Below are 23988 nucleotides of genomic sequence, written 5' to 3'. Positions count from 1 at the left end.
GTTGCCGGCGCTGCCTTGCTCCGCCTCGCTCTCCAGGTGATGCGTCAGCTCCGCGGCCAACATGCGCTCAGCCAGTTGCTTCTTCAGTCGCCCGGCCAGGCCCGATTCCCCGAGAACCGACTCGGCGTTCCTGTTCTGCACCTGCGCCAGCAGTTGATCGATCAGCTCATCGGGGAACAGCTTCGGCGCCTTCGGGTTCTTGCTCTTCCTGGTCACTGTTGTTTCGGTCATTGGACGTTATTTCCGTTATCGTCTCATGACCTCGACACACTAAAAATCTGACAGGCTCCACCAAACAATAGTGTTGAATCTCGCGTGGCAACTGTTCAGCGTGCCCCATGGCATGCCCCAAGCCGGGTGCAGCTGCAAATCCGGCCTTAAAGTCCGACCGCAGAATCTGCAACATGACTGCCGCAATACCGGCGCACCACTCATTATCGCCAATTCTGGCCCGTGCCCCTGTCCGTTTTTGATTTGAAGCAGGCGAGATTGGCGCCGGCATCCCATAGGGCGTGCTGCTGATGGCATGCTCCGGGAAAAACGCGTCCAGTCCTGCTGGACTCAGCATAGGCCAGATGTCCTCCACTGGCCCGCCTTTGGGAAGCGCGCCCCCAATCAGGCTTTCGAGTATTCGCAGGTTCACATCGATGTCGTAACAGAGAATGGGGCGCTCGCGAACCGGCAGCCAGCCCGTCACTTCGGTGCGAAGCTGCACACGTGGCGTCGCCAACCCACGAGAAAGCCAAGTTGCGGCAGCACGGCTTTCCGGACGAAGTTGCAGCATCAAAGAGGCTCGAAGTCAATACTTTCCATGGAATTCGGCCCCATTTTTGGCGATGTGCGGGAGGCTGACTATCTCGGTCCTGCAGATTGGTGAACTCGGTGTCGTGATACGCATCAACCGCAGGCAGCCAAAATCTGACTACCTGCGCGCCATTCATGTAACGCACCACAAACCGTCCGTTGGTACGTATCAACTGACGCTCGTCGGCAAACCGCCGCATGCAGAGGTCGACGGCATTCCTCCCGGTCGGAGTCCACGGATAGTGAAAGACTGAATCCGGCGAACATCCTGTTGCTCGCTCCGCAACGGGACGCAGCCTTCGACGCCGGCTTCATCACGTTCGAGGAAGAGGGACGGTTGCGGTTTCGCCCGCCCTCGGGCCGGAAGACTAGGCGCGGCTGGGTCTGGCCGGCGGCTCGTTATCCGTGACGCCTTCCCAGCTGGCGCGACAGTTCCTCGCTTGGCATCGGCAAAACCGATTCCAGCAACGCTGACTTGGCGCCTCTTGGAGGCTTTGGTGGTTTCTACTGCGTAACCGATTCCCTCTCACTCACACTGAAGTCGGCGCCGCTCGCTCGCTGCCCGCTCTAACGGATGAGTAACTCCGAAGGGTCCACCTCAAGCCCGGAAGCTAGCTTCTGGAGATTGTCGAGCGTAATGTTCGTCGCAGCCCGTTCGATGTGGCTGACGTACGTGCGATGGAACCCGCATTCAACGCTGAGCAATTCTTGAGAGATACCTTTTTCCAATCGCAGTCTCCGGACATGCGCTGCCAGTCGGCGCCGGAGGTAGGGGTCGATGTCTTTGTTGTCACTGTCGGTCATGGCCCGGAGGTTGGCGCAACATGACCTTTTCGTCTACTCTGCAAACATATACCGTACAAACATATACTGCGTAAACGTATATACTGCTCCTTTATGGAATATGTGTGTCACCAACGAGCGGTCGCACATGCACGAGCCCTGTCATCATTTTTGGACTGTCCGATGTTATTTACTGACTCCAGTTGGGAAGAGCCACATCCCATAAAGAAGAGGCTCATGCAGCCATTTCTTCCTTGGCGCTGCGTTGGATGGTCGGACGCAACGCCGAACTTCTTTGTCATTGCCTCCTCTCGTGGCGCGGACTGGAGCCCGGACGGTTGGGTGGTGGACGGTGCCGAGGCGCTGATTCAACTGGTACTGCAACTTGGCGACGTCAGCTTCTCCGTTCACCTGTTGGCTCGCAATGAAGCTGACGCTACCGTAACGCTCTGCCGAGTAAGCGGGTTGTGGCAGGAGGCGGAGGGCAATGATAAGGGCGTCGTGCACTACTGGTATTCGACCGCCGACGGAGAGACAAGACGGTGTTGGCCTGCCGCACCCGATAGGCATGTTAAGAGACCACGGTTGGTCAAAGTATTGAGCTTCGAAAACGGATGAGTACGTGCGAGATTCGAAATCTGCGGCGGGCGGCAGAACGCGCTTATCCGTGAGTATCACAAGAACGACACCCCTCTCTGACTAGCTCCTACCGCGATGAATCGAATCACGACCAAAGGAGTAGTAACGCCGCGGCCGTCTAATCAAAGGCGAGACGCGCCTTCGCCGGAAGAAGTGCGGCTTGCGCGGATAGACCATGCGATTCATCGTGCGGCCGTCGCTGCTGTCCTGGTTGACCCAATAGGCGCCATGGCACTTCTTGACATCCCCGACGAGGAGCTAGGCCGGCTAATCAAAAATCGTGTGTGGCAAATCGTAGGCGTGGCAACCATTCTCAATCTCGACATACAGTCGATGCGCGAAGAAGAAGAGAAGCTACGCAAGCGAGCTAGCCGTATCTCGAAACAGCAAACACCGCGCGAAGATTCGACACAGCGCACCTTGGAAGGCTCGGGGCATAGCGCCCTCGTGCGTGAAGGAAAATTGCTACGCGCAGAAGACTTCTGCAGGGCAACAGGTATCACGGAGAAGAAACTGAACAAGTATCTCGCTGCAGAGCGAATCTTCAGCGTTGAAATGGCGAAAGAGACGTACATCCCTGCGTTTTTTCTTTCATCGCTGATTCACCGGGATGTCTTCGCGAAGGTCATACGTCGGTTGGGTGTCACTGCATCGGGGCTGGAAAAATGGCATTTCTTCACCACACCAATCGCGGACCTTGGAGGCTCCACGCCGCTCCAACGCCTCGCGATTGCAGACGTCACCGTAGTAGCGAAGGCTGCCAGTGGTTTCGCGAAGCACAAAGCGGCGAAGACATGAACTCGAATAGGCCATATTGACCTCGCGATTGCGCTTCGCAAGTTCCACGAATTGGGCCTAGCGGACGGCGACCTAGGATATGCCTACTGGTATGAAGTCGGACAGCTACTGAAGCGAGCAGCTGGCATGCAAACGACAATAGACGAGCTCAGAAAGGAGTTGGAACAATGTCGCGCGAGGCCCAGCAAGGCGGATTGATACGAAAGCAGCGCCACGCGCGAGGAGGCTTCCGTGAAGGAAGGGATTAGTGTGGAAGAGCGACTGTCCAGGAAACAGGACAAGCCGTCTGAGGACTTGAGTTGCAACTGGCACTATAAGAAGTCCCCGAGCTACAGCGACTTTGCCTCGACAGATTTATCTGGGGAATGGTGCATCTTTGTGAGCCCCACCGACATGGACGATGCGTGGAGCAAAATCAGCAGTGCTATCGAGGCTGAACAGCTGATATTTGCCAAGGTGTCCACCGCTCTGCGGAGCATGGGGCGCGATGGGCACGTCATCTGTGTCTACACGCGTGACTGGGCCGATAGGCAGGACCTCATGCGCGCCCGGAAAGTGCTGCAGTCGCTGGGCTTCGTGAAGGAGCTCGGCTACAAGCGTGACATTGATACACGAAACCGCATTTACGGCTCTGGAGAGTCGTACCTACGTGCGTAGCCAGCCGTCGCAATCAAATCAGAGAGCCACAATGTCGACCAACGCGAAGATTCCACCGCCCCCTGACGCCGACGATTTCATGTCCACCGCCGAAGCCGCGAAGCTGCTATTTGTTTCCCGTCCACATGTCGTGAAGCTGCTCAAGCAAGACAAACTCAAGCTTCACCACAAAGCTGGGAACACCCGATTCCTGACGAAGGCGTCAGTGCTGGCCTATCAGGCGCACCAACGTGCTGCGGAAAAAGCTTACCAGGCTTCAGCAGGTGGCAACGAATGAGCGGAACCAGTTGGCTAAGGATTCAAAGCTTGGATTCGCTGCAAGTTCGGGACATTCCGGCGGAGGTATATCTACATGAACACGAATGCCGATTCACGCGTTGCGGCCGGCCACGCCGCGGTTAGCAGACTTCTCTCAAAGATTTTGCGCCATGAGCCCGAGATGGTCGGCATACGCCTCGACCGTCAGGGCTGGGCGTCTGTCGATGAACTGATACGCGCAATAGAGCGTACTGCGCGCAATGCGAACGCATCGAAGCGACTGAGGACATTGCCGACAGTGACCAGAGAACTCATCCTCGCGGTCGTGGCCACAAACGAGAAGCAGCGGTTTTCGTTATCTCAGGATGGCCTGCGGATACGAGCGGCACAGGGTCACTCGATAGGCGTGGACCTCGGATATGCCGATATGGAGCCGCCGGCTGTTCTTTATCATGGCACCGCGTGGAGCAACTGGGAGAGTATCGCGGGTGACGGATTGACGCCTCGGACCCGGCACGCTGTCCATCTGAGCACGGACGTCAACACAGCGACGCGCGTAGGAGCTCGCCACGGCCAACCACTGGTATTGGTGGTGGACGCAGCGCAGATGCACGCTGACGGGTACTCTTTCGCGCGGTCGGATAACGGAGTTTGGCTTACTCCTGCTGTGCCGACGGCATACCTGTCAAAGTGGACGTCCGACGAACGGGGGCCAAGCTCATGAAGGCGCGTTGTCGCCAGTTCGTGCTGAAGTGCGCGTTTTGGGACGACCAGCAACGTCAAACCACGTCGAAGCTGCACGCAAACCGGCGCCGATGCATTCAAATCATCGCGGGCGGGACCTGTCTGAATATCGCCTGAGAATGCACTAGCGCGTGTCAGAGTAGCACTCACGGAGATTGCTTCTGCCGGTAGGCTACCCGAACATCCAAGGGGAAGTTACATGGCTGAATCGCGCCTTACAACCAGAGGCAGTACCACGGTGCCTGCCGAGGTCAGGAAAGCGTTAGGCATGAAGCCGGGCACGCGGCGGGTGTGGCACGTCATGCCCGATGGCAACGTCCTGGTACGAGCAAAATCGAAGTCGGTTCTGGAGTCGGCGGGAGCCGTGGAATCCCCGGTCGAAGGGGTGACCATCGAGGACATGAAAGCGTGGCGACGACACCGCGCGTAATCAGCGAGGCCAAATTTCGTCGACGGTTTCGACGATGAGGACGATTGCAAGGCAAGCTGCCGCACACGTCGCTCCCGCGGCGCGTTAGATTAATGCATCTGCGTTTCAGCCCATCGGTAGTCGTAGCATTGTAATGGGAGCATAGAAGTGCTCGATTCGCACGACGAAAAGCGGGAAAAAGCTGTCGCCTGGCTGCGAGAAGCCGACGGTCTGCTCATCACTGCAGGCGCTGGCATGGGCGTCGACTCGGGCCTTCCCGATTTCCGCGGCCAGTAAGGTTTCTGGCGAGCGTACCCCGCGCTTCGGCATCAAGGCCTCTCGTTCGAAGACATGGCAAACCCCGTTCGGTTTGCGGAGCACCCGAAGCTTGCGTGGGGCTTCTACGGACACCGCCTGAAGTTGTACCGCGACACCGTTCCACACGAAGGCTTTGCGATATTGCGCAGTTGGGCGGACCGAATGAGCCATGGGGCTTTCATGTTTCACCAGCAACGTCGACGGACAGTTCAAAAAGGCCGGGTTCCCGGAGCACCGCGTGCACGAATGCCACGGTTCGATTCACGCACTTCAATGTCTGGAGGCCTGTACGGACGATACTTGGTCGGCGAGAGATTTTCATCCACTCGTAAATCAAACAACCTCCGAGTTGGAGTGCCCGATGCCGCGTTGTCCTCGGTGCGGTGCTGTCGCGCGCCCGAATATCCTGATGTTCGGCGACTGGGGTCGGGTTGGCCTTCCCTATGAGAAACAGCAGCAGCGACTTGCAGCCTGGCTTTCATCCGTGTCGAAGCTTGTTGTTGTGGAAGTGGGCGCCGGGATTGCCTTACCGACCGTACGACGCTTCAGCGAACGATTCTCGGCGCAGAGGCTCATTCGAATCAACCTTCGGGAGTCGAACACGAACCCGTCGCATGGAGTTGGTTTGGAGGGCACCGCCGCGGCGACGCTCAGAATGCTTAACGCCCAGATGTGAGTTTTAGTAAATCAAAATCAACTGCATCGTGGGGGTACACATCGACAGCCAGGTGCTGGCGCTGCGCTGAGCGAAATCTTGAGCGGGGCGGCGACATAAGAGGCGTGTGCGATGGTCGGACCGCCTCGACAACTGCCAAAGGCCTAGAGAACGAGATGACAGACCGACGCGTGCCTGCTGATTTCCCGAGAAACCAAGACCTAGGTTCTGTAACCGGGGTTCAACCAAAGCTTCTCGTTCGCGAAGTCGATGGGCGCTATCGAAGCGGTCTCACGGAGGAGGAGCTGTGGGTACGCTATGACGCGTGCGAGGACCTTGCTACTCAGCTATCTGTGTACGCATTGCGAAAGATTTCGACCTCTGGCATGTCCCGGGACGTGGCGTTGAGCAGGGTCGAGAAAGGCGTGAGATTGAAGGTCGACTCGAGTGAGTGGGACTTTTCGCAAGCGGAGGTGGTGTGGGTCATGAAGCGCACGCGACAACTTCTAATAGCTGCAACCGATGGATAGCAAGCACATTCGCTGAAAAAGCGACGCAACACCCCGCCCTAAAAAACACAGCCGGTACCCGCCGGACCAGCAGGACGGCGCCCTTGAGCTGGTCCTGCAACATACGCAGGCGCCCGGGGAAGCGTGGAGCCAGCACGCCTTAACTTCAGCGGTCGCTTCTCCCCAGCTCTGCTCTCGTCTCCACCAAACCCCTAATTCGCGCTACGACTGCGGTCGCCGCTATGCGGCATCCATCGTCAAATCGGCTTCCAATGTCGCCTCGTCCGACTCGTAATCTTCACCCTCCTCACGAATCTCTCCGGTGTACGCACGCTTCCCCATCGCATCTTCAATCAAAGCCAGCAACTGCTTTTGTCTGTCTGACATAAATGCTTCGAACGAATCGCTTCGAAGCAAAGCGGGATTGATAAAGTGCGACTCAAGATGCTCGTTCAGTCGTTCCCCATCGATAGGCGGGGTTGTCGAATTACCGCCCTCAAGCTTCGCGAGATACTCGGACGGTGCCACTCCACCGATAATCCTGTTCGTTCGATAGGACAGAGGGGTCTTGTTGATTATCGAATCGTATACGGCGGGTTTGATGCCGTTGGCTTTACACCAGTCTTGCGGAAAGATATGGTGGATGTCGACGTTCTCACCAAAGAACACGGTATGGTCGAATTTCTGCCCAGAACGAAAATCGCGGGCGCCCTCCCTCATGAGCAGCGCATTCACCCCCTTGTACGCGGCTGATAGGCGCATCCGCATCGTTTTCAGCCGGTCGGCGCGAAAGATGGTTTCGCTGATTGTCGTCGGTTCCGGTCCGCCGTTCAACCAAACCGGCACTTCCAAGAAGTCTCGGGCGAAGCGCGAGTCAACCGCCGAACCATATAGCTCACCAAAGACGCCATTCCAATACCATTGAACCAGCTTTGTGCGAATCGTATCGTGCTCCCACGCGGTTCCGATGTCGGCGAGTATCGCCGCAAGCGGAACGATTTGTGACTGATAGGGTAGGTCGAACACTCGGTATATGTGCAGCATATGAAGAAACTTGGCTGCATGGATGAAGCCAGTTTCGACCTGCGCCTCATACTTCTTATAAGCGGCCAACGGAAGATTCAGAAGCGCCTGACGATTTCCACTGACCGATGGCAAATCTTTTCCAGATTTATTGGCTTGCTCCGCCTCACGGCGTTTCTCGCGAGTGTAGAAGAGCGAGACGGCTTGCAAGAAATCGGTATTGGTAACGTTCGCGATGATGCCGGAAGTAGCATCTGCGGGACGCAAAGTCTCTACGAAGCGGCTCTGCCGACCCTTCGTTTTTTCACTGCCGAACCAATCCTTTCGGAGTTCATGTCCTTCGGCGGCGTACGTCGCGGTAACCAATTCGAATGCATCAAGCGGTTTGCCACCGGTATTGACCTTTTCGAACACGACGCACACTGCTTCCTTCGATGTGGACCTGTCGAGCGCGATGACAGGAACCCGATAGTCCTTGAAGTTCTCCAAAATCGCCAGCTTGAATGCTTTGAACAACTTCCGCGTGTCTGAGTGCTCGTCTCCGCGCCAATATTCCTGGAAGCCATCCTGCCATGAATCCCAGTCGAACACTTGTGAAACGGGATACATCAGCGTTTCGTACTCGCGCTCCGGCGTCGTCAGGTCAAGAACCTCTGAACGCCCAAAATCCGTACGGATAACTCTGTCTTCCGGCACACCGACAATAGCGTCTTCACGGTCGCACGACGGGTCCATTGCTTTTCTAATATCGATATAGAACCAGCGTTTAACCTTCTTGTTCTTCGGGGTAACGGTCTCCACGACCTTTCCGCGGAGTGTTACCTGGTAGAGTGACGTCATCCGCTGTTGGCCGTCAAGCAACAACGCCCGCGGCACAGCCGACTGAGCTGAGCGCGGCGCACCCTCAACTGGCCTGGGCTTGAACTCAACATCGCCTCCCGTCTCCAACGTCATCAGTGCTCCAACAGGAAACGCTCGGGAGATGGACGCGACTAGGCTTTTGATGCGGTCTTCGTCCCAGACCCAACTGCGCTGGAAGTCGGGCAGTTGGAGGGCACCTCTATCGCAATCGTCAAGTAGTTCCCGCAGGGCGATTGGATTCGTTTGAAACGCTGACCTAGCCATAGTAATAAATGTAGTCTTTGAGGATAGCGGTGTTAGGAAGTGAGGTGCATGACGGTTGGGGTCAAGGGGCAACTCTCGTGGCGTATCTGTTGCAGGCAAGTCGAGGTTTCTCGACTCTCCATCTTGCTAAGCATAATATGGGTTCGCAGTCCCAGCCGTTAGACTCACACCGGGTGTTCTAGTTGAACGGGTTCAACAACAAATTGCTACGCTGCGCTCGAGAGCGACAATTTGCTCAACAATTCATCGTCTAACTCGTCAACCGTTAAAGGGTATTGTGTGAGCAGATGCTCTAGCCCATCTCTTTCAATCAACTGAACACGGTTCGCGCCAGCTTGAGCGTGCGCGCCAGAGTTAAAACGCCGGTTCGTTACGCATATACGCCTAAAGCGCGTACCCGAATACGCGTTTTGGTACCGTGCGGCACCGGCGGCTACTTCCTTTACCGCATCCCATCCGAGTTCACCATTCGCAGACGACTTGCACTGGAGTAACTCACCTTCCTTGCCCTGCAGTGCAATCACATCAATGCCACCGTCCCCGCGCATCTTTGTCGTCACAGACGCCACGAATCCGCGCTTGTCCCACAACAGCCTGCAAAGGTATTCGAAGCTGGCGCCATCAAGACGGTCGACATCATCCATCGTGAGGTACCTGAGCTCAATCTGCGCGGAACCAGGCACGTCTCCCAATAGTTCAGACATCCGCACGTCTTCGATGTTGCCGTTCAGCATGGCCTCCATTGACGAATTGCTCATGGTTGCACCCGCAAGTTTTCCTTTGCGTTTCAGCATTTCGTCAAGACGTACCTCGAACGTAGGAAAGTCGGCGACAACGGTTGGACAGTAGACGAACACATCCCTTTCTTGGCCAATGCGATACGCCCGGTCCGTGGCTTGATTTTCCTTCGCGGCGTTCCACGCGCGGGTGTAGTGGAAAACGTGGTTTGCCGCCGTCACGTTGAGTCCAGCGCCTGCAGCCAGGGTTGAAAGAATGATGACGTTGAAGCCACCGGCACCAGAGAAACGGTCGATGAAACCCTGCCGGCCCTGCGTGTCGCCATTCACCACCGACGGTTTCAGGCCGAAGCGCTGATGGATGAAGTAGGCGAGCGCCGCCTGCACCTCACGCAACTCTGTGAAGACAATCGCTTTCTCCCCGCGGCCTGCAACCGCCCCAAGTTGTTCGAGCAGCCACCGCATCTTCGGCGAATTTTCGAGATGCGCATCAAGACCGCGCTTGTCGGGCGCGAACCGGCTTCCCGGCAAACAGTATGGCTCGGCACAAACAGCCTTCATGAGATGCAGAGCGCCGAACGAAAGTCTCGCGCGCTGCCGGGCATCCCGCTCCGCGGCGGCATCCTGTAGCTTTTTGAGACCGCCTTTGTAGAGCACCAACTGGTGGCCTGAAATGGCAACCTCTAGCCGCTCACCGTCTAATGGATTGACGCTGAGCGAAGTTGCTGCTTGCGTTAGCCCTTGCAGGACGAAATATTTTTTCTTCAGTTCGCCGGCAATGTCTTCCTTGGTTCGACGCAAGGTTTGCGGGGCGATGAGCAACTGGAGCCGGTTCAGACTGTCGTGGTGCTCCTCGGTGTTGCACTCAATCGGCCGGCGGTAAGTTCGGCCGAAAGTCTCCAGCGCACCCAGCAGACCCGGCTGCACAAAGTCAAAAAGGCACCATAGGTCGGCTAGGGAGTTTTCTACTGGCGTACCCGTGCAGGAGATACGAAAGTCCGCTTTCAGTTTTTTTGCGGCAAGCGTGACCCGCGTTCCAGGGGTCTTGATGCGTTGCGCTTCATCGCAGATGACAAACGCGAATTCCTTGCGGGCGAACGAGAATTCATAATTCGTCAGTACCTCGTAGGTCGTGATGATGACCTTGTGGTTCCCGAGCCAGTCTCGTTTGAGTAGGTCGGTGATACCGCGCGTCTGCAGTTGTTCGTCGATGAGGTCTATGGGCTGCTTTCTCGCTCGCAATTCGTCGCCATGCAACACAAGATGGTCGGGATAGGCAGGAGTGAAAAATCGCTCAATTTCCTGGGCCCAGTTGTCAAGCAGACTTTTCGGTGCGACGACCAATGAGGGTTTTCCTTCGGGCCGCTGTTCGTAAAACCAGCCAAGCAGGGTAAGCAATTGAAGCGTCTTCCCCAGGCCCATGTCGTCCGCGAGGAGCGCTCCCCGGCACTCCGAAGGGCTCAATGCGACGAGATGCTGAAACCAAGCAATGCCCTGTCGCTGATGCATTTTCAGCGAAACGGATGGCCGCAGGGACGCCGGTAGGATTGCCTTCGCCTCCTCAGGCGGTGTCAGGACGGCTCGCCTCGCCTCCTGATAGTCAACCTCGTTGAAGTTAGTCTTGACGAGCAGGCTTTCCTTCGTTCTGCGCGACTTCGTCTCTCCGCCGGCCTTTTCCGCCTTGACCTTTTCACTGGCGGCAATCATCGAACCGAATGCGTCGGCGAGCTGCCGCGCCTGGGCGGTATCGATGGCCGTTGGCAGTTCGGGGTCGCACACCTCGCCAACTCCTTCCTTTTCCGCCTGCTGAACTGCCTGCTCGAAGTTTCCAACCCATTCTGCGGTGAGCGGAATGAGCACGTGACCGTCGTGTCCGGACAATGTGACTGAGACCATCGGAGTGAGTTCGTCGGGCAGCCAGCCGCCTTCATCATCCGCGACGGAAGAAGCGTTCTGCATGACTGGTACATACACAGGCTTGGCTACGCCGATTCCGTGAATCCGGTCGCTGTACCCGTCCAGCGTGTATACGTCCGTGAAATCAATCCGCCCTGCGGGCTGACTACGCCACAAAAACAAAACCTGTCGGGCGGTCTCAAGCTGGGAGGCAGATTCGGCATCGACGGTAAGGTCGAACTCGTTCCACGGAAAAAGCTCTCGCTCCTCGCACAGGGCGCCCTCTAGCGTAATCACAAATTCCGCGAGCGATGCCGTACCTTCAAACCTGCAATCGGACGTTCGCGCCGTGCCATCGGCGTAGTGTTCGGTCACGACGAGTCCAACGGTGTCGATGCGACCGTCGCTCATCCGGGCCGCGACCGAGAAGATGGTCGTGAGCGGACCAGCAGAAGCTCTGTCCAGCAGGAAGTCTTCCTCATTGAGCACTTCAGCAGCACTGTCACCAAGAAAAGCCCACGGGTTGTGGACGAACTTTTCGGCACGTGCGCCCGCGACACGGCGTCCCGGCATGTCGCGTTTGATGACCTGGAGGACCTTGAGAACGGGCTCGGACAACACAATGCGGACCCGGCCGCCGTCGCTGCTCGCGAGGTCATAGTGAGGCTGGACAGTCCCAAACTGGTCAAAGGCACGTAACCATCCGTCAGGCGCGCCGTCGAACGTGGGCATAACAGTGTGAACACGGCCGAAAGGAGTCTCTTCCCTCGTCTGAGGAAGACGGAGCTTGTCCGGTGTCAGAACGTGTGTCGTTGCCAGGTACTGGGATTTATAGAGAGCGCTGGCAATATCCGCCTGTGAGCGAATCTTTCCCCAACCCAGTTCGTTGAAATGTTGCGTCCGTTGCTCGGCGGAACGGTGCCGGAATTGGTCGATGGTCTCGACCGTTTCCCATGTTGCCGCGGGGAGGAGCGCTTCCTCATCATCGACAGTCAGCACGGCACCTGTCCGTCGAGCAGTGCGGATGCTCAACCCGCTCAGCTCCCAGCTTTCGACAAATATGTCGAAGGAGGAATCTGATAGCGTGGCCTGATGGTTCAGAACTGGTTGGAACGGTCGCTCGGGTGGGACGACGAAGCTAGCGAGCGACGACTGATGTTCGGGCATCTCCCTCAGTCGGAAAAACTCCGACCAGGGCAGAAGAAGGCAGTCTGCATCCACCGACGCGGCGCCTCCTTGCGCCAGTTGGAGGAGGTAATGAGCAAGAACGAATTCGTGCTGCTCAACGGCATACGCCCTCGCCTGGAGCTCATTGACTGTCGGGGCCGGCAATGGAACGGCCAGCCTGAACGCAATGCCGCGCTCGGTCCATTCCGGCTGGAAGCTCGGACGCGCCGTATTTGTCGAAGCGCCGCGTTTGAACAGATTGAAGAAAGCCATCCTTACTCCGCGTAATACCACGCCGAACGTGAGTTAGCCCACTTGAAGCCCCACGCTTTCAGCTGTCTGCCAAGCGCTATGTCCTGTCGCGGGTCTTCAACCCATAGTCGGCCGCCGGCGGCTTGGCGCCTGTCATCGACGTAGGCACCAATGTATTGCTCGACATGGGCTTCCAGCGCTGCCATGGAAAAAGGTGTTTGAGTGGCGACTCGGGAGGGAACGGTGGGCGAAACCCATCTCGGTCCTGCCAGCCCCGATTGGGGCGGCGTCTTGATTTGTCGCTTTTCTACTAAGGTGGGACGGGGCAGTCGTGACTGCTTTATATCCTCGTCGGGACGAATGCCAAGCCGAGCCAGTTCGTGCGCCGCGCTGGACTGCCAGCCCGCATTATGGATGATTCGACATCGGGCTCCAGTGCGAAATCCGTAGCGCAAATCCTCGGTGCCGCCGTGATAAGTCGGTGAATATCTGTCGAACCGGAGGGTTGCAGAATCGTAGACGTACGCGGCGTTGCCCGTAGTGCTGAACTCGACAATGATGTACTCGCCAATCTGCATGATGAACGCATCAATGTTCTTGTTCCCATACAGCGTCGCGTACGCTCCAGCCTCTCGGGCGATAAGCTCCCGGATTCCCCGGTTGCTTCGCGCGAGTAACACCGTTTCGTTACTGAAAATCAGGCGCGTCCACGAAATCTGTCGCATGTAGCGGCTCCAGAACGCAAGCCGGCCCTCATCGGCACTATTCCGGGCAGCCAGTACATCGAAAAAGTCCCGCAGGTTGCCTTCGTTTACCCACTGCAAGACCATTCGCCAAACGGAGTCGGGCACGCGATTCCAGGCCGTCGCAATGCCTGCCGCCTTCAATTTCGGATTGCGCCACACATCCTTGCCGACAACGTAATCTCGCAATTCGTGGTGAACGGGATGCCCAGGAATGCGGTGGTATCGCGCGAGAAGGATTTCGAGGGCTTCATCACGAAACACAGGACGAGATTTGATAAGCGCAATCAGGCGCGGTATGTGGGCCACGAACCGTTCGTCCCCATAGCCGGCGCTAGTCTTCACTGCACTGAGGACCAGTGAGTGCCAGAACCAGCTGCTCTCCGGGATACCGACGTTCTCAACAATCAAATCAAGGGTAGTCCGGTCACCGGCAAGATAATGGTCCGCAAATTCGTCTGCAGCCCTTTCGCTGATAAGTGCGGGGTGTCGTCGTAAAGCGGCAAGCCAATCGGGGACCGTCGCATTGCCACTAGCGCTGTCGATATGAGACCAGGTCGTAGCAAGAAGCTTCCTCAGCAACAGCCAGCCATCGTGTTCAATCCCCCGAGCGGAGAGCGGGTCGTACGAGAAATACGACACCAGCAAGCCGAACCAGGTCAGACGCCACAAAGTACCGGCAACTGCTTCGTCCTCGTAGTATCTGAAAAGTGCCGTCAGCCTGTCGCTGCCTATCGGCCTCGCTCCCTGGCGCTCTGAAACTGCCTGGTTTAGCGCGCTTGCAACTGTATCCTTCTGTGATTCGTCGAGTTCGTGTCCGCGTAGGAAGGCGAGCGCAGATGCGTAGGCATCGTGCGCCGAGGGGCGCGCACTCGCGTATTCTTGAAAAGTCCGCTTCGCCTGCTCACTCGCTTTTTCCACCAGTGCCGGCTGTCCCAGTTCCTTCCAGTCCGAACTGAAAGCGACAAGCTTTCGGTCGAGCGCCGACTTCAGAAGGGAGAGTGCGTCGGCACCTAGCTGCATTGCCCAAACTCCTTCGACACGGGCGCGGGCAGTGCGGAGGGCTGTTCGTCCAGCGCCCAGAACTCAACCTTCAGTTCGACCCGGCGACTCGCTTCCTTGGACTCCTTCGTAGAGTTGAACGAGTATCCACCGACAAGGAACAGGTCACGAATCTGCGTTTTTTGACCAACGCTCAAAGGCGTCTCGTCTCGGCTTGGTAGTGCGAAAAGTGAACAAACCACACGCCGGCTGCGGTCGAGGCTCAGCCCCAGGTTGTATAGATAGCTGCCGTCCTGGTCGGTAAACCCTTCCACGACAATGCGGCGAATCCATTTCCGGCCAATATCTGTCTGTTGCGCCTTGAGAAGAACCGGTACGTAGTTGCGAAGGAATGTCGCCCCGCTGGTCGAGATGTCTGACCGTCCACTATCGAACCGGACAATGTCACCGAGGTCGATGCGATAAGTGGTTTCATTGACCTTTACCTCTGGAAACTGCCGCGACACTTCCTTGATTTGCGCCATCAGTTCCCGGATGTCCGTTTCGCGCTGTATCTTCCTTTGCTCAACGGTCGAGACGCTCTTGGTGACAGTGATAAGCGTCGCGGCCATCACGACCAAGAACAGGGTCATCAATGCGGACATCAGGTCCGAAAAGGAAATCCAGAAGGGACTTTCACCTTCGGACTTGCCCGGACGTTTGAGTACGATTCGCGGAAACATGACGTTACGCCGCGCGCTTCATGCGCTGAAGGGCGATGCCGAGCTCCTGGACGACGCCGGTCAGTTGCTGGACCCCATGACCGAGATGGCGGTCCGTCTCTCCGATGGTCTGACGCAGTTGGTTGGTCATGGCGTTGCCAAACTGCTCGAAAGACTCGGCGAGCGTCTGGTTGACACCGTTCAGATACTCGGTAGCTTGCCGTTCCGCCTCGCGTAGCGTTTGAACAATCCCTTCAAGGTCCGTGAGCATGGATTGCGTCAGTCCGGCTTCTTTTCCTGCGGACTCGACGAGACCCTTCAGGATGCCAACATATTCTTGGACGGTCTCACGGGTGCGGTCATACTGCTGGAATGCCTGTGTGACCGTAGTCGACGCCGACTGAAGCGCCGAAGTGGCGCGCTGCAAGTCGGCCGCGACCGCCACTGATTTCTCGAACACGGTAGTGACGGAAGCGCCTGCGGTTTCAAACCGGTTCGCCGCCGTATTCATGGCCGCCGCACCGTTATTCATCCCGTCGATTGCCCGGATGCTGACGGCCTGAAGCGCATCGATATTGGCTTGTGTGCGCGCAATCTGGCCAGTGACCGCTTCGGTCATGGCTTTCAGTTGTGCGGAAAGGTTGCTGACGACTTCTTCGGTGCGACGCGTAAGTGCCTCGTTCCGTGCCTGGTCCTGAGTTGCCGCCGCGTCTCGTGTTGCCTGCAACTGGGCGACGGACGCGGATACTTCTTGCAGAACCCGGCCGACCACATCGTTCATTGCCTGGCTATTTAAGTCCTGCTGTTTTGCGGCACCGGTGCCCAGTTCCGCCGCAAACTGGCGCAACTGCGTAGCCATCATTTCCTGGTGGCCCGAGAGGCCGCTGATGATTTCTTCGGTTCGGCGGCCCAGCGATTCATTGCGCTGCTGTTCCTGCTGCGTCGACTGGCTCCTGCTGTCCGCGAGACTCTGAAGCGTGTCGTTGACACGCGCCATCACCTGACCAACGGTGTCGTCCATCACCTGCCTGGACTTGCTATGCTCGTCGGCGACCAGTTGCCGGAACTCATTTACGAAGTCCCGCATCTGCGTGGTCATCAGCTCCTGGTTCGCAGATGCATGCGCAAGGGCCTCTTCGAGCTTCCCCGTGACTTGGGTCGACGCGTGCTCATTGGTTCTTGAGATGTCACCCAGCAATCGTTGCATGGAATCCTGAACCGCTTGCATGGCACCCAGCGAGCGCTCAATCTGTTCGTTCGCGCCGCGCATCTGGCCGCCAAAGGTGTCTTCGAGCTTGGCCATAAAGCTCGTCAGCATCGATTCAAGCATCCCATTGACAGCCTCACCGTTTCCGCGGCTCGTTTGCTCCATCGCATCGGTCATTCGTTGGAGCGGCGCAGCGAGTGTACTGTTGATGGTCTGTCCGATGTGTTCGCCAAGCATCACGGACGCCTTCGCCTGCGCTTCAATCTGGCGCTCGACCAGATTCGTCATCATGCGGCTCAGGTCTTCCACCATCGCGTCCTTGAGCTGGGCCGCGTGCGCCTCACTCTTTTCGGAAGCGTGAACGAGTCGCGCGAGATATTCCTCGCCCGCTCCCGTGTTGTAGAGCGCGTCAATCGCGTGATTCAGTTTTTCGACCAGACCATACAGGTAAGCGAGCGTCAGGCGACTTAGAAAGGTGACGCCCATCGCGCAGCAAATCGCAACTGCGGAGGCAATGAATGCGTGGGAAACCCCGGCGAGAAGCGGCGTGAGACCGGAGACCGCTTTTGTCGGGTTGGACGGGTCAAACCCACTTAAGCCCTGCAGGAGACCCGCGAATGTTCCGATGATGCCGAGACCTGTCAGGATGCCGGGAAGGTGCCTCGCGAAATCGTCAAACAGTCGCGCATCAACCAGCACGTCTCGAGTGAAATAGGTCTCTGCGGGAAGCGTCGCCCGGGTCTCTGGAGTTCCGTTGGCGGTGCGACGCAGCGGATGAAGGGTATCCCGATATTCCAACCAAAGGTGTTTCAGCGGCGCGCGATTGAAGTGTTTGCCAACTTCGTCCGGGTCCGGGCGCACGCCGGCCTGCCTGACGCCGCGTATTACCGCACGGAGTTGCCACCATACCTGCGAGCCTTTCCACGCGTACCCCGCAACGAATAAAACGGTAAGCAGCAGGACGAGACAGAAAACGGCCAAAGGAAAGCCGGACAGCTCACGCAAGGCCGGATTGAAGGCGGCCAGGAAATTTACAAGCCGGTCGGTCATTTGATACCCGTAAGTTTGGCCTGGACGCCTCGCGGCGGCATCGGCGGGTGCAGAGCGTTTGCTCACGCTTTATGCACGGGCGTCCAGTGTCTGGTCTCTCGTTTTCCCACTCGTCACCGGCGGGTTTTCATATTCTTGCATCAGCGAACGGTATTCAAACCGGTGAAGTAGGCGGCCTTTGAAAGGCAATTCGCGAAATGGATTATAGGGCCGAATGGCCCGAAAAGTGGCCCGGAAGCGTATATGATGCCCACTCGGCTATCGTCTCGACAGTCGCGAACGACAAGAGCGGAAAGCAAGAAGAATGTACGCGAGGACCAATGACTACAACGCTTGACGAAGCAATACTCCGGATACTGCCGACAGAACGCGATGGGACGTCCTGGATGGCCACACCCGAAGTCCGCCAACTACTTGAGGAACGCGGGCATCGCACGAAATACCCGAAGAAGGTTTTGCGCGAACTGGTGAAGCTGGAGAAGAAAAAACTCGTTCTATCAACGTCGAACGGTCGGGAACTACTCTGGCAGCGAAAACCGTGGTTGCAAGGTGCGCGCGATAGCGCGAGTCTAATGGGTGCTTCCGAAGCTGTCGCGTTTCACATTTTGCAGCGCTTCGCGCGCAACAAGCTGCCTGCCGCCGTTACCAAGGACATCGAGCCGCTTTTCGCAGCCGCCGAAATCCGCCTTTCGCAGGAGAAAGAAGATAGTCGGATTTATCGGGCTTGGCCCGACAAGGTCGACTCAGTCGACGGCACCTTTGCTCTTTGCCGCCCAAATCTGCATGAGGGTATTTTCCACATTGTCGCGACAGCAACTTTCTTCGAAAGAGAAGTTTCGGTGAAGTACCGGCCAGCGGGTAAGCCTGAGACCGAGGACCTGAAACCGAAGACACTATGGCCGCTCGCGCTGGTTGAGTCCGCGGGCGTGATGTACATGGTCGCGCAAGACCCTTCGTTCGAGCCACGCAGGGACAAGCCGAAAATTAGGTGGCTGCGCAGCCTTTTCCGTCTCGACCGGATTGTGTCGGCAACCGAATCGGATAAATCGTTCGCTTACCCCGAAGATTTCAGTCTGCGCGACTATATTGGGAGCGAGCAGGCGTTTAACTTTCTGACCCAGCCGGCGGTCCAGCTGAGTATTGCCTTTGACGGCCACGCTGGAAATCATCTCCGCGAAACGCCCATGTCGAAGGACCAGCAAATCGAGACGCTTGCTGACGGGCGGATGATGGTGACTGGCACGGTCATCCCGAGTCTGAAGTTGCGCTGGTGGCTACGCTCTTTCGGTGCGAGCGTGGAAATCCTCGCTCCGGCGGCCCTGCGCGAAGAATTTGCTGCCGAATATCACAGACTCGCCACGCGCTACGGACACGTAATCGCACCTACTGTTGCGCGCTAGCGTCTTTTCGGCGGACAGGTTTTGTCCCACTGGGCAGGAAGAATGCTCCTGTTGCAACTCAACAGGAGCTAAAAAATTTCGAGCAATCCGGATGTAGTGAAAGCTGAGACTGCGGTCAGTCCATACACTGCGAAGAACATCGACCAGGCTCTAGCACATCTCGAATTCGTGCTGTCAGTCAGCGAGGTGACCGCGGTACTTGGAATGCAGTATTGGCGAGCAAGAGTGGCCCAGATTGACGCGACCTCTGGGCTGACTCCGGGGCAGCGAGCGCGTATGGCACGTTTGCCCAAGCTGCTGGCACAGGCGCAGAACGCGTCCTGCAAAGGCTGAATCCCGGTGCGTGCGGCATCGTATCGCAAGGCATTGGACCACGCAAATAGTGCTCGTGAGCGACTGCTCTAATAAAAAAGGCACACCCACGACGGTATCGGGGTGTGCCTTTCACATTACACGCGAGCGCGTCTTAATACCTTAAAAACTCGACGTTGCTAGTGCTGTCGACGGGACGGTCTTCTGAGGCATGGGATTGCCGCACTCAGAGCAGAATTTTGCCTCCGGTGCGTTGATTTTCGTACACTTGCTGCAGCGGCATTCAAGAGCCTTTTGCAGGGCCTTCTGCCGAATGTGCGCAATTTGAACGACGCAGGGAACAGTGACACGATAGGCGGCACTGGCGAGCTCGGCAACCGTCCATATGCCGGAGAGGGCTACGCCGAACGGGCCAAGAAGAACGCCAGCGCCGCGCGAAGCGATGACGCTCATGGCAAGCGGTAACCCGCGGCCAATTACTGTAGAGGCCATGGCGCTCGCGACGACCATTGACATTGCGTAAACACTCATTCCGGCAGTCATCCCGGTCGCTGCTCTGAACGCGCCCATGGTCGCCATGAACTCTCGCAGTTCGTCGGACGACATTTTTGCGACCGCATCGCTGTACAGCTTTGCGACGATGGCTTCTTCAATCGTTCGCGCGTCGGCGCCCTTGGCGAAAGTCACCTTCAGGTGTACACCGACGTCGCCTGCAAGTTCGTTGTAGGACACGCCCTTGCCGCCCCGGAACAGGTTGGCAACCGAGTTGCCACCAAAAAGCAGTATTTCACTGGCAATCGCACCGCGGTCAGCCGCTCGATAGTTGCGCGCATTCTTGCAGGCGACAAAGCGCTCGCGCACATCCTTGGCAAGGGCCACGCGCCCGCTGCCGTTGTCGGTGATGTAGTCGACCAGCGCATCGAGGTCGTCAACGTCCGCCACCTGCAACAGTGCTGCGAGGTCCCCTGAATCTTTGAGAAATGCCGTATTCAATTTCAATCCCTATATCTTGAGGCGCAGCGTGTGCGCCGTGAATTGTGGGCCGCCCCGTGCGGCCACCGTTAAAGGCAGCGCGTTGTTCAAGCGGTCGCCGTTTGCTGCCTGAATATTTCAACAACGGCAGCGACCAATGCTGCAACGAGAAAACAGACAAACGCTGCAGCGAGTGCGGTACCGAGCAAGGTGCCCAGAACCTCGAGGCAACCGTAAAGCGCTGCCGTGAGTGCAGTCCAGAAAATCGTCATCAGAAAATCTCCGTTAAGTCCGATAGTCCAATCATGCTTTGTCGGTCTCAGGCGCCCCTCATGAAAGCGTCGAGGTCTGATTCGTTCTTGATTAGAAGCGCTTCATGCACCCCATGCGCACGCGCCAGCGCGAGACTCGCATCGAGCAGGCGCATATTGGCCGACAGGTCGAACGCCATCGTTGTGAGTTCGCCCAGGCGGTCGAATTCGCTCTCCAGAAAGTCGAGGACTTTGCGCACTTCAGCATCGAGACCCGCGACGATGCGGCTCATCCGTTCCGCTAGTCGGTCTGTTATCTCCCGAGCCTTCTTGCCGATGAACGACGACAAAAACTTACCAGCGATGGAACCTAGAACCGCGCCAAGGACGGGCACGGGGATAAGCGTCTGACCGGCGGCGGTACAAAGGCCCACAATGGCCGCATCGCTACACACGAACATTCCATTGTCGATAAGCGCATCCAGCGACAGTTTGCCGGCATGGTAGTCAGCGACGAGTGATGCCATACCTTTGGCGGCACTCACGAATGCAGCAGCGAACGGAGCAGCCATCTCTGCGCAGTTGGTCAGCGCGTAAATGGCACCACCCGAAATGGCGCCACCGGCGGCACCCTTAACAGTGGAAAGACCGACTTCACTCCAGTCCTCCAGAGTAAAGTCACCCGCGAAGACATTTTTCCCATCGCGATACTTCCTCCACACGTTCATTGTCAGGCCCAGCGCGGCACCGACTGCGGCTGCGCCGCCGGCCGCCTTCAACCCTTCGGCCAGCGATGGTTCGTGCTCTAGAGCAATCTGGTCCTTGAGCGCTTCATTCTGCTGCTTGAGGTCCTGCTCGTGGTGGTCGACTGTTTCACCCACCTTGCCGAGTTGCACTTCGCCGTAAGTCGAAACGGAAGGTTGCACGACTTCAATGAACGGCTTGCCAGTCGCAAGCTCGATTTGGCCGACCTTTTCGTGAATTGCGCGTACAGTCTTTTCGCTAAGTTCGCCCGGATTCCCCTTTAGAACTTCGAGAATCTGGGCGTGCTGGTCCTTGGGGATATGATAAAAGCCGTCCTTCCCGAAGTCCTTATACGTATCCATGTGCTCAAGCACATGCTTGAGGCCATTATTGGCGCCGTTGATGAACTTCGACTGGACGTCGATTCCCTCGATGCGGTAATCCATTGGCGCTGTGCGCCCAACCCCCTCGAACGTCGCGCCGGGCATAACTTGAGCGAGCAGGTCGCGAGCGCGACGCACGGCAACCTCGACATGCTCGGCTACCTCACCGTGTTTGGTGTCCATTCGGCCCAAAATCTTGCCAGGGTCACCGATGAACTCGCGCAGCCCCGCCATTGCATCCATAGCGTTTTCGAACGCCTTGTCCTGCGCAGACTGCAGAACAGCCTCAGCGGCCATACGCGCGTTGTTCACTGCGTCGACCACAATACCCGCCGCCTGGTCGCCAAGCGAGGACGTGGTCTCTACCGCCGGGCCGCCGTGAAACGCAGCAGCTCTTGATACCCCGGAGTCGATAGTCATATCAGGCCTCAGGAAGCTTTCGACATGATGGTCTTATTCAACAGCGCCGACAGCGAGCGCACATGGTTGATGAGCGAACCCAACGTGTCTTTGTCTTCCGCGGAAAACTGACCGTAATCCGTGGGAGCGGTCCGCGTGAGCTTGCCAAGAAGCGATTTCATGCCTATGGTGTGCGTGAGCGTCAGATGCTTGAGGATTTCGATTTCGGAGGCGGCCATCTTGAGCGACGCAATACCTTTCTCGATAGGCACTCGCTTGGCGTGAGCTTCCTCAGCGACCTTTCCATTCGAGCGCCATACAAAGAGTCCGCCCCCGACAACGGCCGCGCCCGCAAGTGTCCAGCCGACCGGGCCTGCTAGCGCAAGCAGAGCGCCGCCAGCGGACATGCCGCCACCGCCGGCAGCCAGCGCCCCGCCGCCAAGCCAGGCCAGCGCCGCGTTCGTCGCGGCTGCGCCCGAAAGGGATGCAATGGCGGTACCCGTCGACGCTGTGCCGAATGTCGTGGCAACCGCCATGGCAGCCGTCGGAGCCAGCAGGGCAGTCGTCGCACCGGCTGCCGCGCCCACACCCGCGGCGGCACCGCCCGTCACGTTGATGTCATGCAATTGACGGTCGACCTCAGCAACGACGCCTTCAAACGTGTGGTACTGGACCTTGTATTCAGTAAAAGCGCGACTGAATTCTTTGGGCGTCGAAGCAAGACCGTTGACGTACGCCTCGACATCCCCAATCAGCAGCTGACTGCTCTCGCGACGCAGGTTGTACAGCCCCGTGGCCAGCATCTGGACTTCGTTCTGGCGCTTGTCATATTCGTTGGCCGCCGCTTCGAGTTGATTACGGGCATTTGATGCAGCCTCTCTGTTCAGCATGTATCTCTCCGTTGCTAATCTTGTCTTCCCCAACGCGGCGGCGCCCCGAGCCGATATATCGCGTTGGGCACGTACTGCGACTGCTTCGCCCACTCTGCGCACCGTTTGCGACGCAAAGGGACCCTATCGGCTAACGGCACAAGGCGCAAAAAACTTTAAGCCGTACCAGATAACCAGCACAGGCAAGTCACATCAGAGATATGTGGCTCAAACTGGTAGGCCGATAGTGGAACTCCCTCGGGACAAAATGTGTCCCGATGATGAATACCCGTTCAAAGAAGTTGTACCTTCAGCTTCGTCGATTCATCCCAACGGATAGTCGTTGGCTGCTGGGACAGGAAATGTCCCGCTGGCCCGCAATCATCCATGCAGGTTGATAGATTTATGGAGATTGGACGAGATGCCACAGACGAACTCAAGCGTTCGCGAACTAAGCGAACTTACGCTCCGAGAACTGGCGGGGCTTCATATTCTGAACGAGGCCTTAAGAGAGGCTGAGCGCTGGATTCGTGAGCACTCGGTGCGCGAGCAGCACAGGGGCGAGTCAGACTCGAACACTGCGAGGCCCCCACACGGCGCGCCAGCGTCGGCTTCGTCCGCAGAGTTGACCCTAAGCGCCTCGGTGGTCTGCATGAGCGTAACGGCCGACCCTTGCAATGGCGCAGCGCATCGCCACATCGCACAGCTGGAGGCCACAGCAGTAGTAGGCCAGATTAACCGGCGTGTGGACTCGAAAGGGATAGCGTTAGCAGAAGAGAGCTGGTTCGGTCTGCAACCGTGCACGCTCTTCAGAACACTCATTGCCGAGTTGCGTGGCGATTGGCTGCAAATGCTCGCGGTGCGCCTCCTGAATGTAGAGATAACCGCGTCGGCATTTCGCGAATTTAGGGTTGCAACGGCTCTTCTACCGCGATGCACTTCAAACGGTTCTCTTCGTGCTGCGCGACTTCAGGCTCACGATTTCTGACATCGATGGCTGGGTTGAGCAGCGCGCAGCGCTGCGCCCGTCAACGAGCCTCTGAGTCGCGGCGGAAGCGCTTCAACTCGTAGCCTTTTGTTTCACGTTCCAACGTTTGAGCATTCGCTCTAGCGTACATCTCTTGTTTGTTTCTGAATGCCCCTTGGTGAAGTTGAGCCTCGCCTTATCCTGAGCGAGGCCT

The 23988-nt window shown here is 57.5% G+C and carries 18 protein-coding genes and 2 pseudogenes; 8 read left to right on the top strand and 12 right to left on the bottom strand.

Going from position 1 to position 23988, the window contains the following annotated elements; translation table 11 throughout:
• From F759_RS0126030 to F759_RS0126025, 3 genes and pseudogenes are all read right to left on the bottom strand, one after another.
• Positions 1-231 (bottom strand): annotated as a pseudogene (locus F759_RS0126030) (IS256 family transposase); the annotation flags it as partial.
• On the bottom strand, positions 167-787 hold the full coding sequence (locus tag F759_RS43430) for a hypothetical protein (protein WP_167334043.1): 621 nt from the start codon (positions 785-787) through the stop codon (positions 167-169). The gene F759_RS43430 and the pseudogene F759_RS0126030, both read right to left, overlap by 65 nt.
• Before the next feature lie 584 nt (positions 788-1371).
• Positions 1372-1608: a helix-turn-helix domain-containing protein gene (locus tag F759_RS0126025; RefSeq protein ID WP_027802439.1), complete on the bottom strand. Its 237-nt coding sequence runs from the start codon at positions 1606-1608 to the stop codon at positions 1372-1374.
• A gap of 216 nt (positions 1609-1824) precedes the next feature.
• Between F759_RS0126025 and F759_RS0126020 the strand changes: the two genes are divergently transcribed.
• The 7 genes and pseudogenes from F759_RS0126020 to F759_RS38595 all read left to right on the top strand — a co-directional run bounded on the left by F759_RS0126020 (position 1825) and on the right by F759_RS38595 (position 6086).
• On the top strand, positions 1825-2205 hold the full coding sequence (locus F759_RS0126020; protein ID WP_152530705.1) for a hypothetical protein: 381 nt from the start codon (positions 1825-1827) through the stop codon (positions 2203-2205).
• A gap of 249 nt (positions 2206-2454) precedes the next feature.
• The gene (locus tag F759_RS0126015; RefSeq protein WP_152530704.1) at positions 2455-3024 is read left to right on the top strand and encodes a hypothetical protein; all 570 of its coding nucleotides are present in this window, start codon (positions 2455-2457) and stop codon (positions 3022-3024) included.
• A 231-nt stretch (positions 3025-3255) separates the two neighbouring features.
• The gene (locus F759_RS40210; RefSeq protein ID WP_051377463.1) at positions 3256-3681 is read left to right on the top strand and encodes a putative phosphothreonine lyase domain-containing protein; all 426 of its coding nucleotides are present in this window, start codon (positions 3256-3258) and stop codon (positions 3679-3681) included.
• A gap of 31 nt (positions 3682-3712) precedes the next feature.
• Entirely contained in the window at positions 3713-3958 is a 246-nt protein-coding gene (locus tag F759_RS38600) for an excisionase family DNA-binding protein (RefSeq protein ID WP_036025260.1), read from the top strand.
• Positions 3959-4033: 75 nt separating this feature from the next.
• Entirely contained in the window at positions 4034-4663 is a 630-nt protein-coding gene (locus tag F759_RS0126000; RefSeq protein ID WP_051377462.1) for an RNA 2'-phosphotransferase, read from the top strand.
• Between the two features lie 219 nt (positions 4664-4882).
• Positions 4883-5113 carry a type II toxin-antitoxin system PrlF family antitoxin gene (locus F759_RS0125990; protein WP_027802435.1) on the top strand — a complete coding sequence of 77 codons (231 nt, stop codon included), beginning with the start codon at positions 4883-4885 and terminating at the stop codon, positions 5111-5113.
• Between the two features lie 234 nt (positions 5114-5347).
• Positions 5348-6086 (top strand): annotated as a pseudogene (locus tag F759_RS38595) (SIR2 family NAD-dependent protein deacylase).
• A gap of 728 nt (positions 6087-6814) precedes the next feature.
• On the opposite strand, the gene F759_RS0125975 reads toward F759_RS38595, so the two are convergent.
• From F759_RS0125975 to zorA, 5 genes are all read right to left on the bottom strand, one after another.
• On the bottom strand, positions 6815-8722 hold the full coding sequence (locus F759_RS0125975) for a DUF262 domain-containing protein (RefSeq protein WP_027802433.1): 1908 nt from the start codon (positions 8720-8722) through the stop codon (positions 6815-6817).
• A 206-nt stretch (positions 8723-8928) separates the two neighbouring features.
• Positions 8929-12795: an SNF2-related protein gene (locus F759_RS0125970; protein WP_027802432.1), complete on the bottom strand. Its 3867-nt coding sequence runs from the start codon at positions 12793-12795 to the stop codon at positions 8929-8931.
• A 2-nt stretch (positions 12796-12797) separates the two neighbouring features.
• Entirely contained in the window at positions 12798-14540 is a 1743-nt protein-coding gene (locus F759_RS38590) for an EH signature domain-containing protein (protein ID WP_051377461.1), read from the bottom strand.
• Positions 14531-15241: a flagellar motor protein MotB gene (locus tag F759_RS0125960; protein WP_027802431.1), complete on the bottom strand. Its 711-nt coding sequence runs from the start codon at positions 15239-15241 to the stop codon at positions 14531-14533. The genes F759_RS38590 and F759_RS0125960 overlap by 10 nt, the downstream gene beginning before the upstream one ends.
• A 4-nt stretch (positions 15242-15245) precedes the next feature.
• On the bottom strand, positions 15246-17477 hold the full coding sequence (zorA, locus tag F759_RS0125955; RefSeq protein ID WP_051377460.1) for an anti-phage ZorAB system protein ZorA: 2232 nt from the start codon (positions 17475-17477) through the stop codon (positions 15246-15248).
• Positions 17478-17863: 386 nt separating this feature from the next.
• Between zorA and F759_RS0125950 the strand changes: the two genes are divergently transcribed.
• Positions 17864-18877, top strand: coding sequence for a helix-turn-helix transcriptional regulator (locus F759_RS0125950; RefSeq protein WP_322787113.1), 1014 nt, complete (start codon positions 17864-17866; stop codon positions 18875-18877).
• Positions 18878-19351: 474 nt separating this feature from the next.
• On the opposite strand, the gene F759_RS38585 is transcribed toward F759_RS0125950, so the two are convergent.
• The 4 genes from F759_RS38585 to F759_RS0125925 all read right to left on the bottom strand — a co-directional run bounded on the left by F759_RS38585 (position 19352) and on the right by F759_RS0125925 (position 22828).
• On the bottom strand, positions 19352-20188 hold the full coding sequence (locus tag F759_RS38585; protein WP_051377459.1) for a ubiquinol-cytochrome C chaperone family protein: 837 nt from the start codon (positions 20186-20188) through the stop codon (positions 19352-19354).
• A gap of 80 nt (positions 20189-20268) precedes the next feature.
• On the bottom strand, positions 20269-20433 hold the full coding sequence (locus tag F759_RS42900; protein ID WP_154670919.1) for a hypothetical protein: 165 nt from the start codon (positions 20431-20433) through the stop codon (positions 20269-20271).
• A 47-nt stretch (positions 20434-20480) separates the two neighbouring features.
• Positions 20481-21959 carry a hypothetical protein gene (locus F759_RS38580; protein ID WP_051377458.1) on the bottom strand — a complete coding sequence of 493 codons (1479 nt, stop codon included), beginning with the start codon at positions 21957-21959 and terminating at the stop codon, positions 20481-20483.
• An 8-nt stretch (positions 21960-21967) separates the two neighbouring features.
• Positions 21968-22828 (bottom strand): hypothetical protein, encoded by an 861-nt coding sequence (locus tag F759_RS0125925; protein WP_027802427.1) that lies wholly within the window; start codon positions 22826-22828, stop codon positions 21968-21970.
• Between the last annotated feature and the right edge of the window lie 1160 nt (positions 22829-23988).

This window comes from Paraburkholderia dilworthii (assembly GCF_000472525.1).
Lineage (GTDB): Bacteria > Pseudomonadota > Gammaproteobacteria > Burkholderiales > Burkholderiaceae > Paraburkholderia > Paraburkholderia dilworthii.
The sequence above is the reverse complement of the archived record's forward strand: the minus strand, read 5'-3'. Positions and strand labels throughout refer to the sequence as shown.

Coding starts and splice junctions, on each gene's coding strand:
- F759_RS0126025 (WP_027802439.1), bottom strand. CDS start 1,608: ATGACCGACAGTGACAACAAAGACATCGACCCCTACCTCCGGCGCCGA.
- F759_RS0126020 (WP_152530705.1), top strand. CDS start 1,825: ATGCAGCCATTTCTTCCTTGGCGCTGCGTTGGATGGTCGGACGCAACG.
- F759_RS0126015 (WP_152530704.1), top strand. CDS start 2,455: ATGGCACTTCTTGACATCCCCGACGAGGAGCTAGGCCGGCTAATCAAA.
- F759_RS38600 (WP_036025260.1), top strand. CDS start 3,713: ATGTCGACCAACGCGAAGATTCCACCGCCCCCTGACGCCGACGATTTC.
- F759_RS0126000 (WP_051377462.1), top strand. CDS start 4,034: ATGAACACGAATGCCGATTCACGCGTTGCGGCCGGCCACGCCGCGGTT.
- F759_RS0125990 (WP_027802435.1), top strand. CDS start 4,883: ATGGCTGAATCGCGCCTTACAACCAGAGGCAGTACCACGGTGCCTGCC.
- F759_RS0125975 (WP_027802433.1), bottom strand. CDS start 8,722: ATGGCTAGGTCAGCGTTTCAAACGAATCCAATCGCCCTGCGGGAACTA.
- F759_RS0125970 (WP_027802432.1), bottom strand. CDS start 12,795: ATGGCTTTCTTCAATCTGTTCAAACGCGGCGCTTCGACAAATACGGCG.
- F759_RS38590 (WP_051377461.1), bottom strand. CDS start 14,540: ATGCAGCTAGGTGCCGACGCACTCTCCCTTCTGAAGTCGGCGCTCGAC.
- F759_RS0125960 (WP_027802431.1), bottom strand. CDS start 15,241: ATGTTTCCGCGAATCGTACTCAAACGTCCGGGCAAGTCCGAAGGTGAA.
- zorA (WP_051377460.1), bottom strand. CDS start 17,477: ATGACCGACCGGCTTGTAAATTTCCTGGCCGCCTTCAATCCGGCCTTG.
- F759_RS0125950 (WP_322787113.1), top strand. CDS start 17,864: ATGGCCACACCCGAAGTCCGCCAACTACTTGAGGAACGCGGGCATCGC.
- F759_RS42900 (WP_154670919.1), bottom strand. CDS start 20,433: ATGACGATTTTCTGGACTGCACTCACGGCAGCGCTTTACGGTTGCCTC.
- F759_RS38580 (WP_051377458.1), bottom strand. CDS start 21,959: ATGACTATCGACTCCGGGGTATCAAGAGCTGCTGCGTTTCACGGCGGC.
- F759_RS0125925 (WP_027802427.1), bottom strand. CDS start 22,828: ATGCTGAACAGAGAGGCTGCATCAAATGCCCGTAATCAACTCGAAGCG.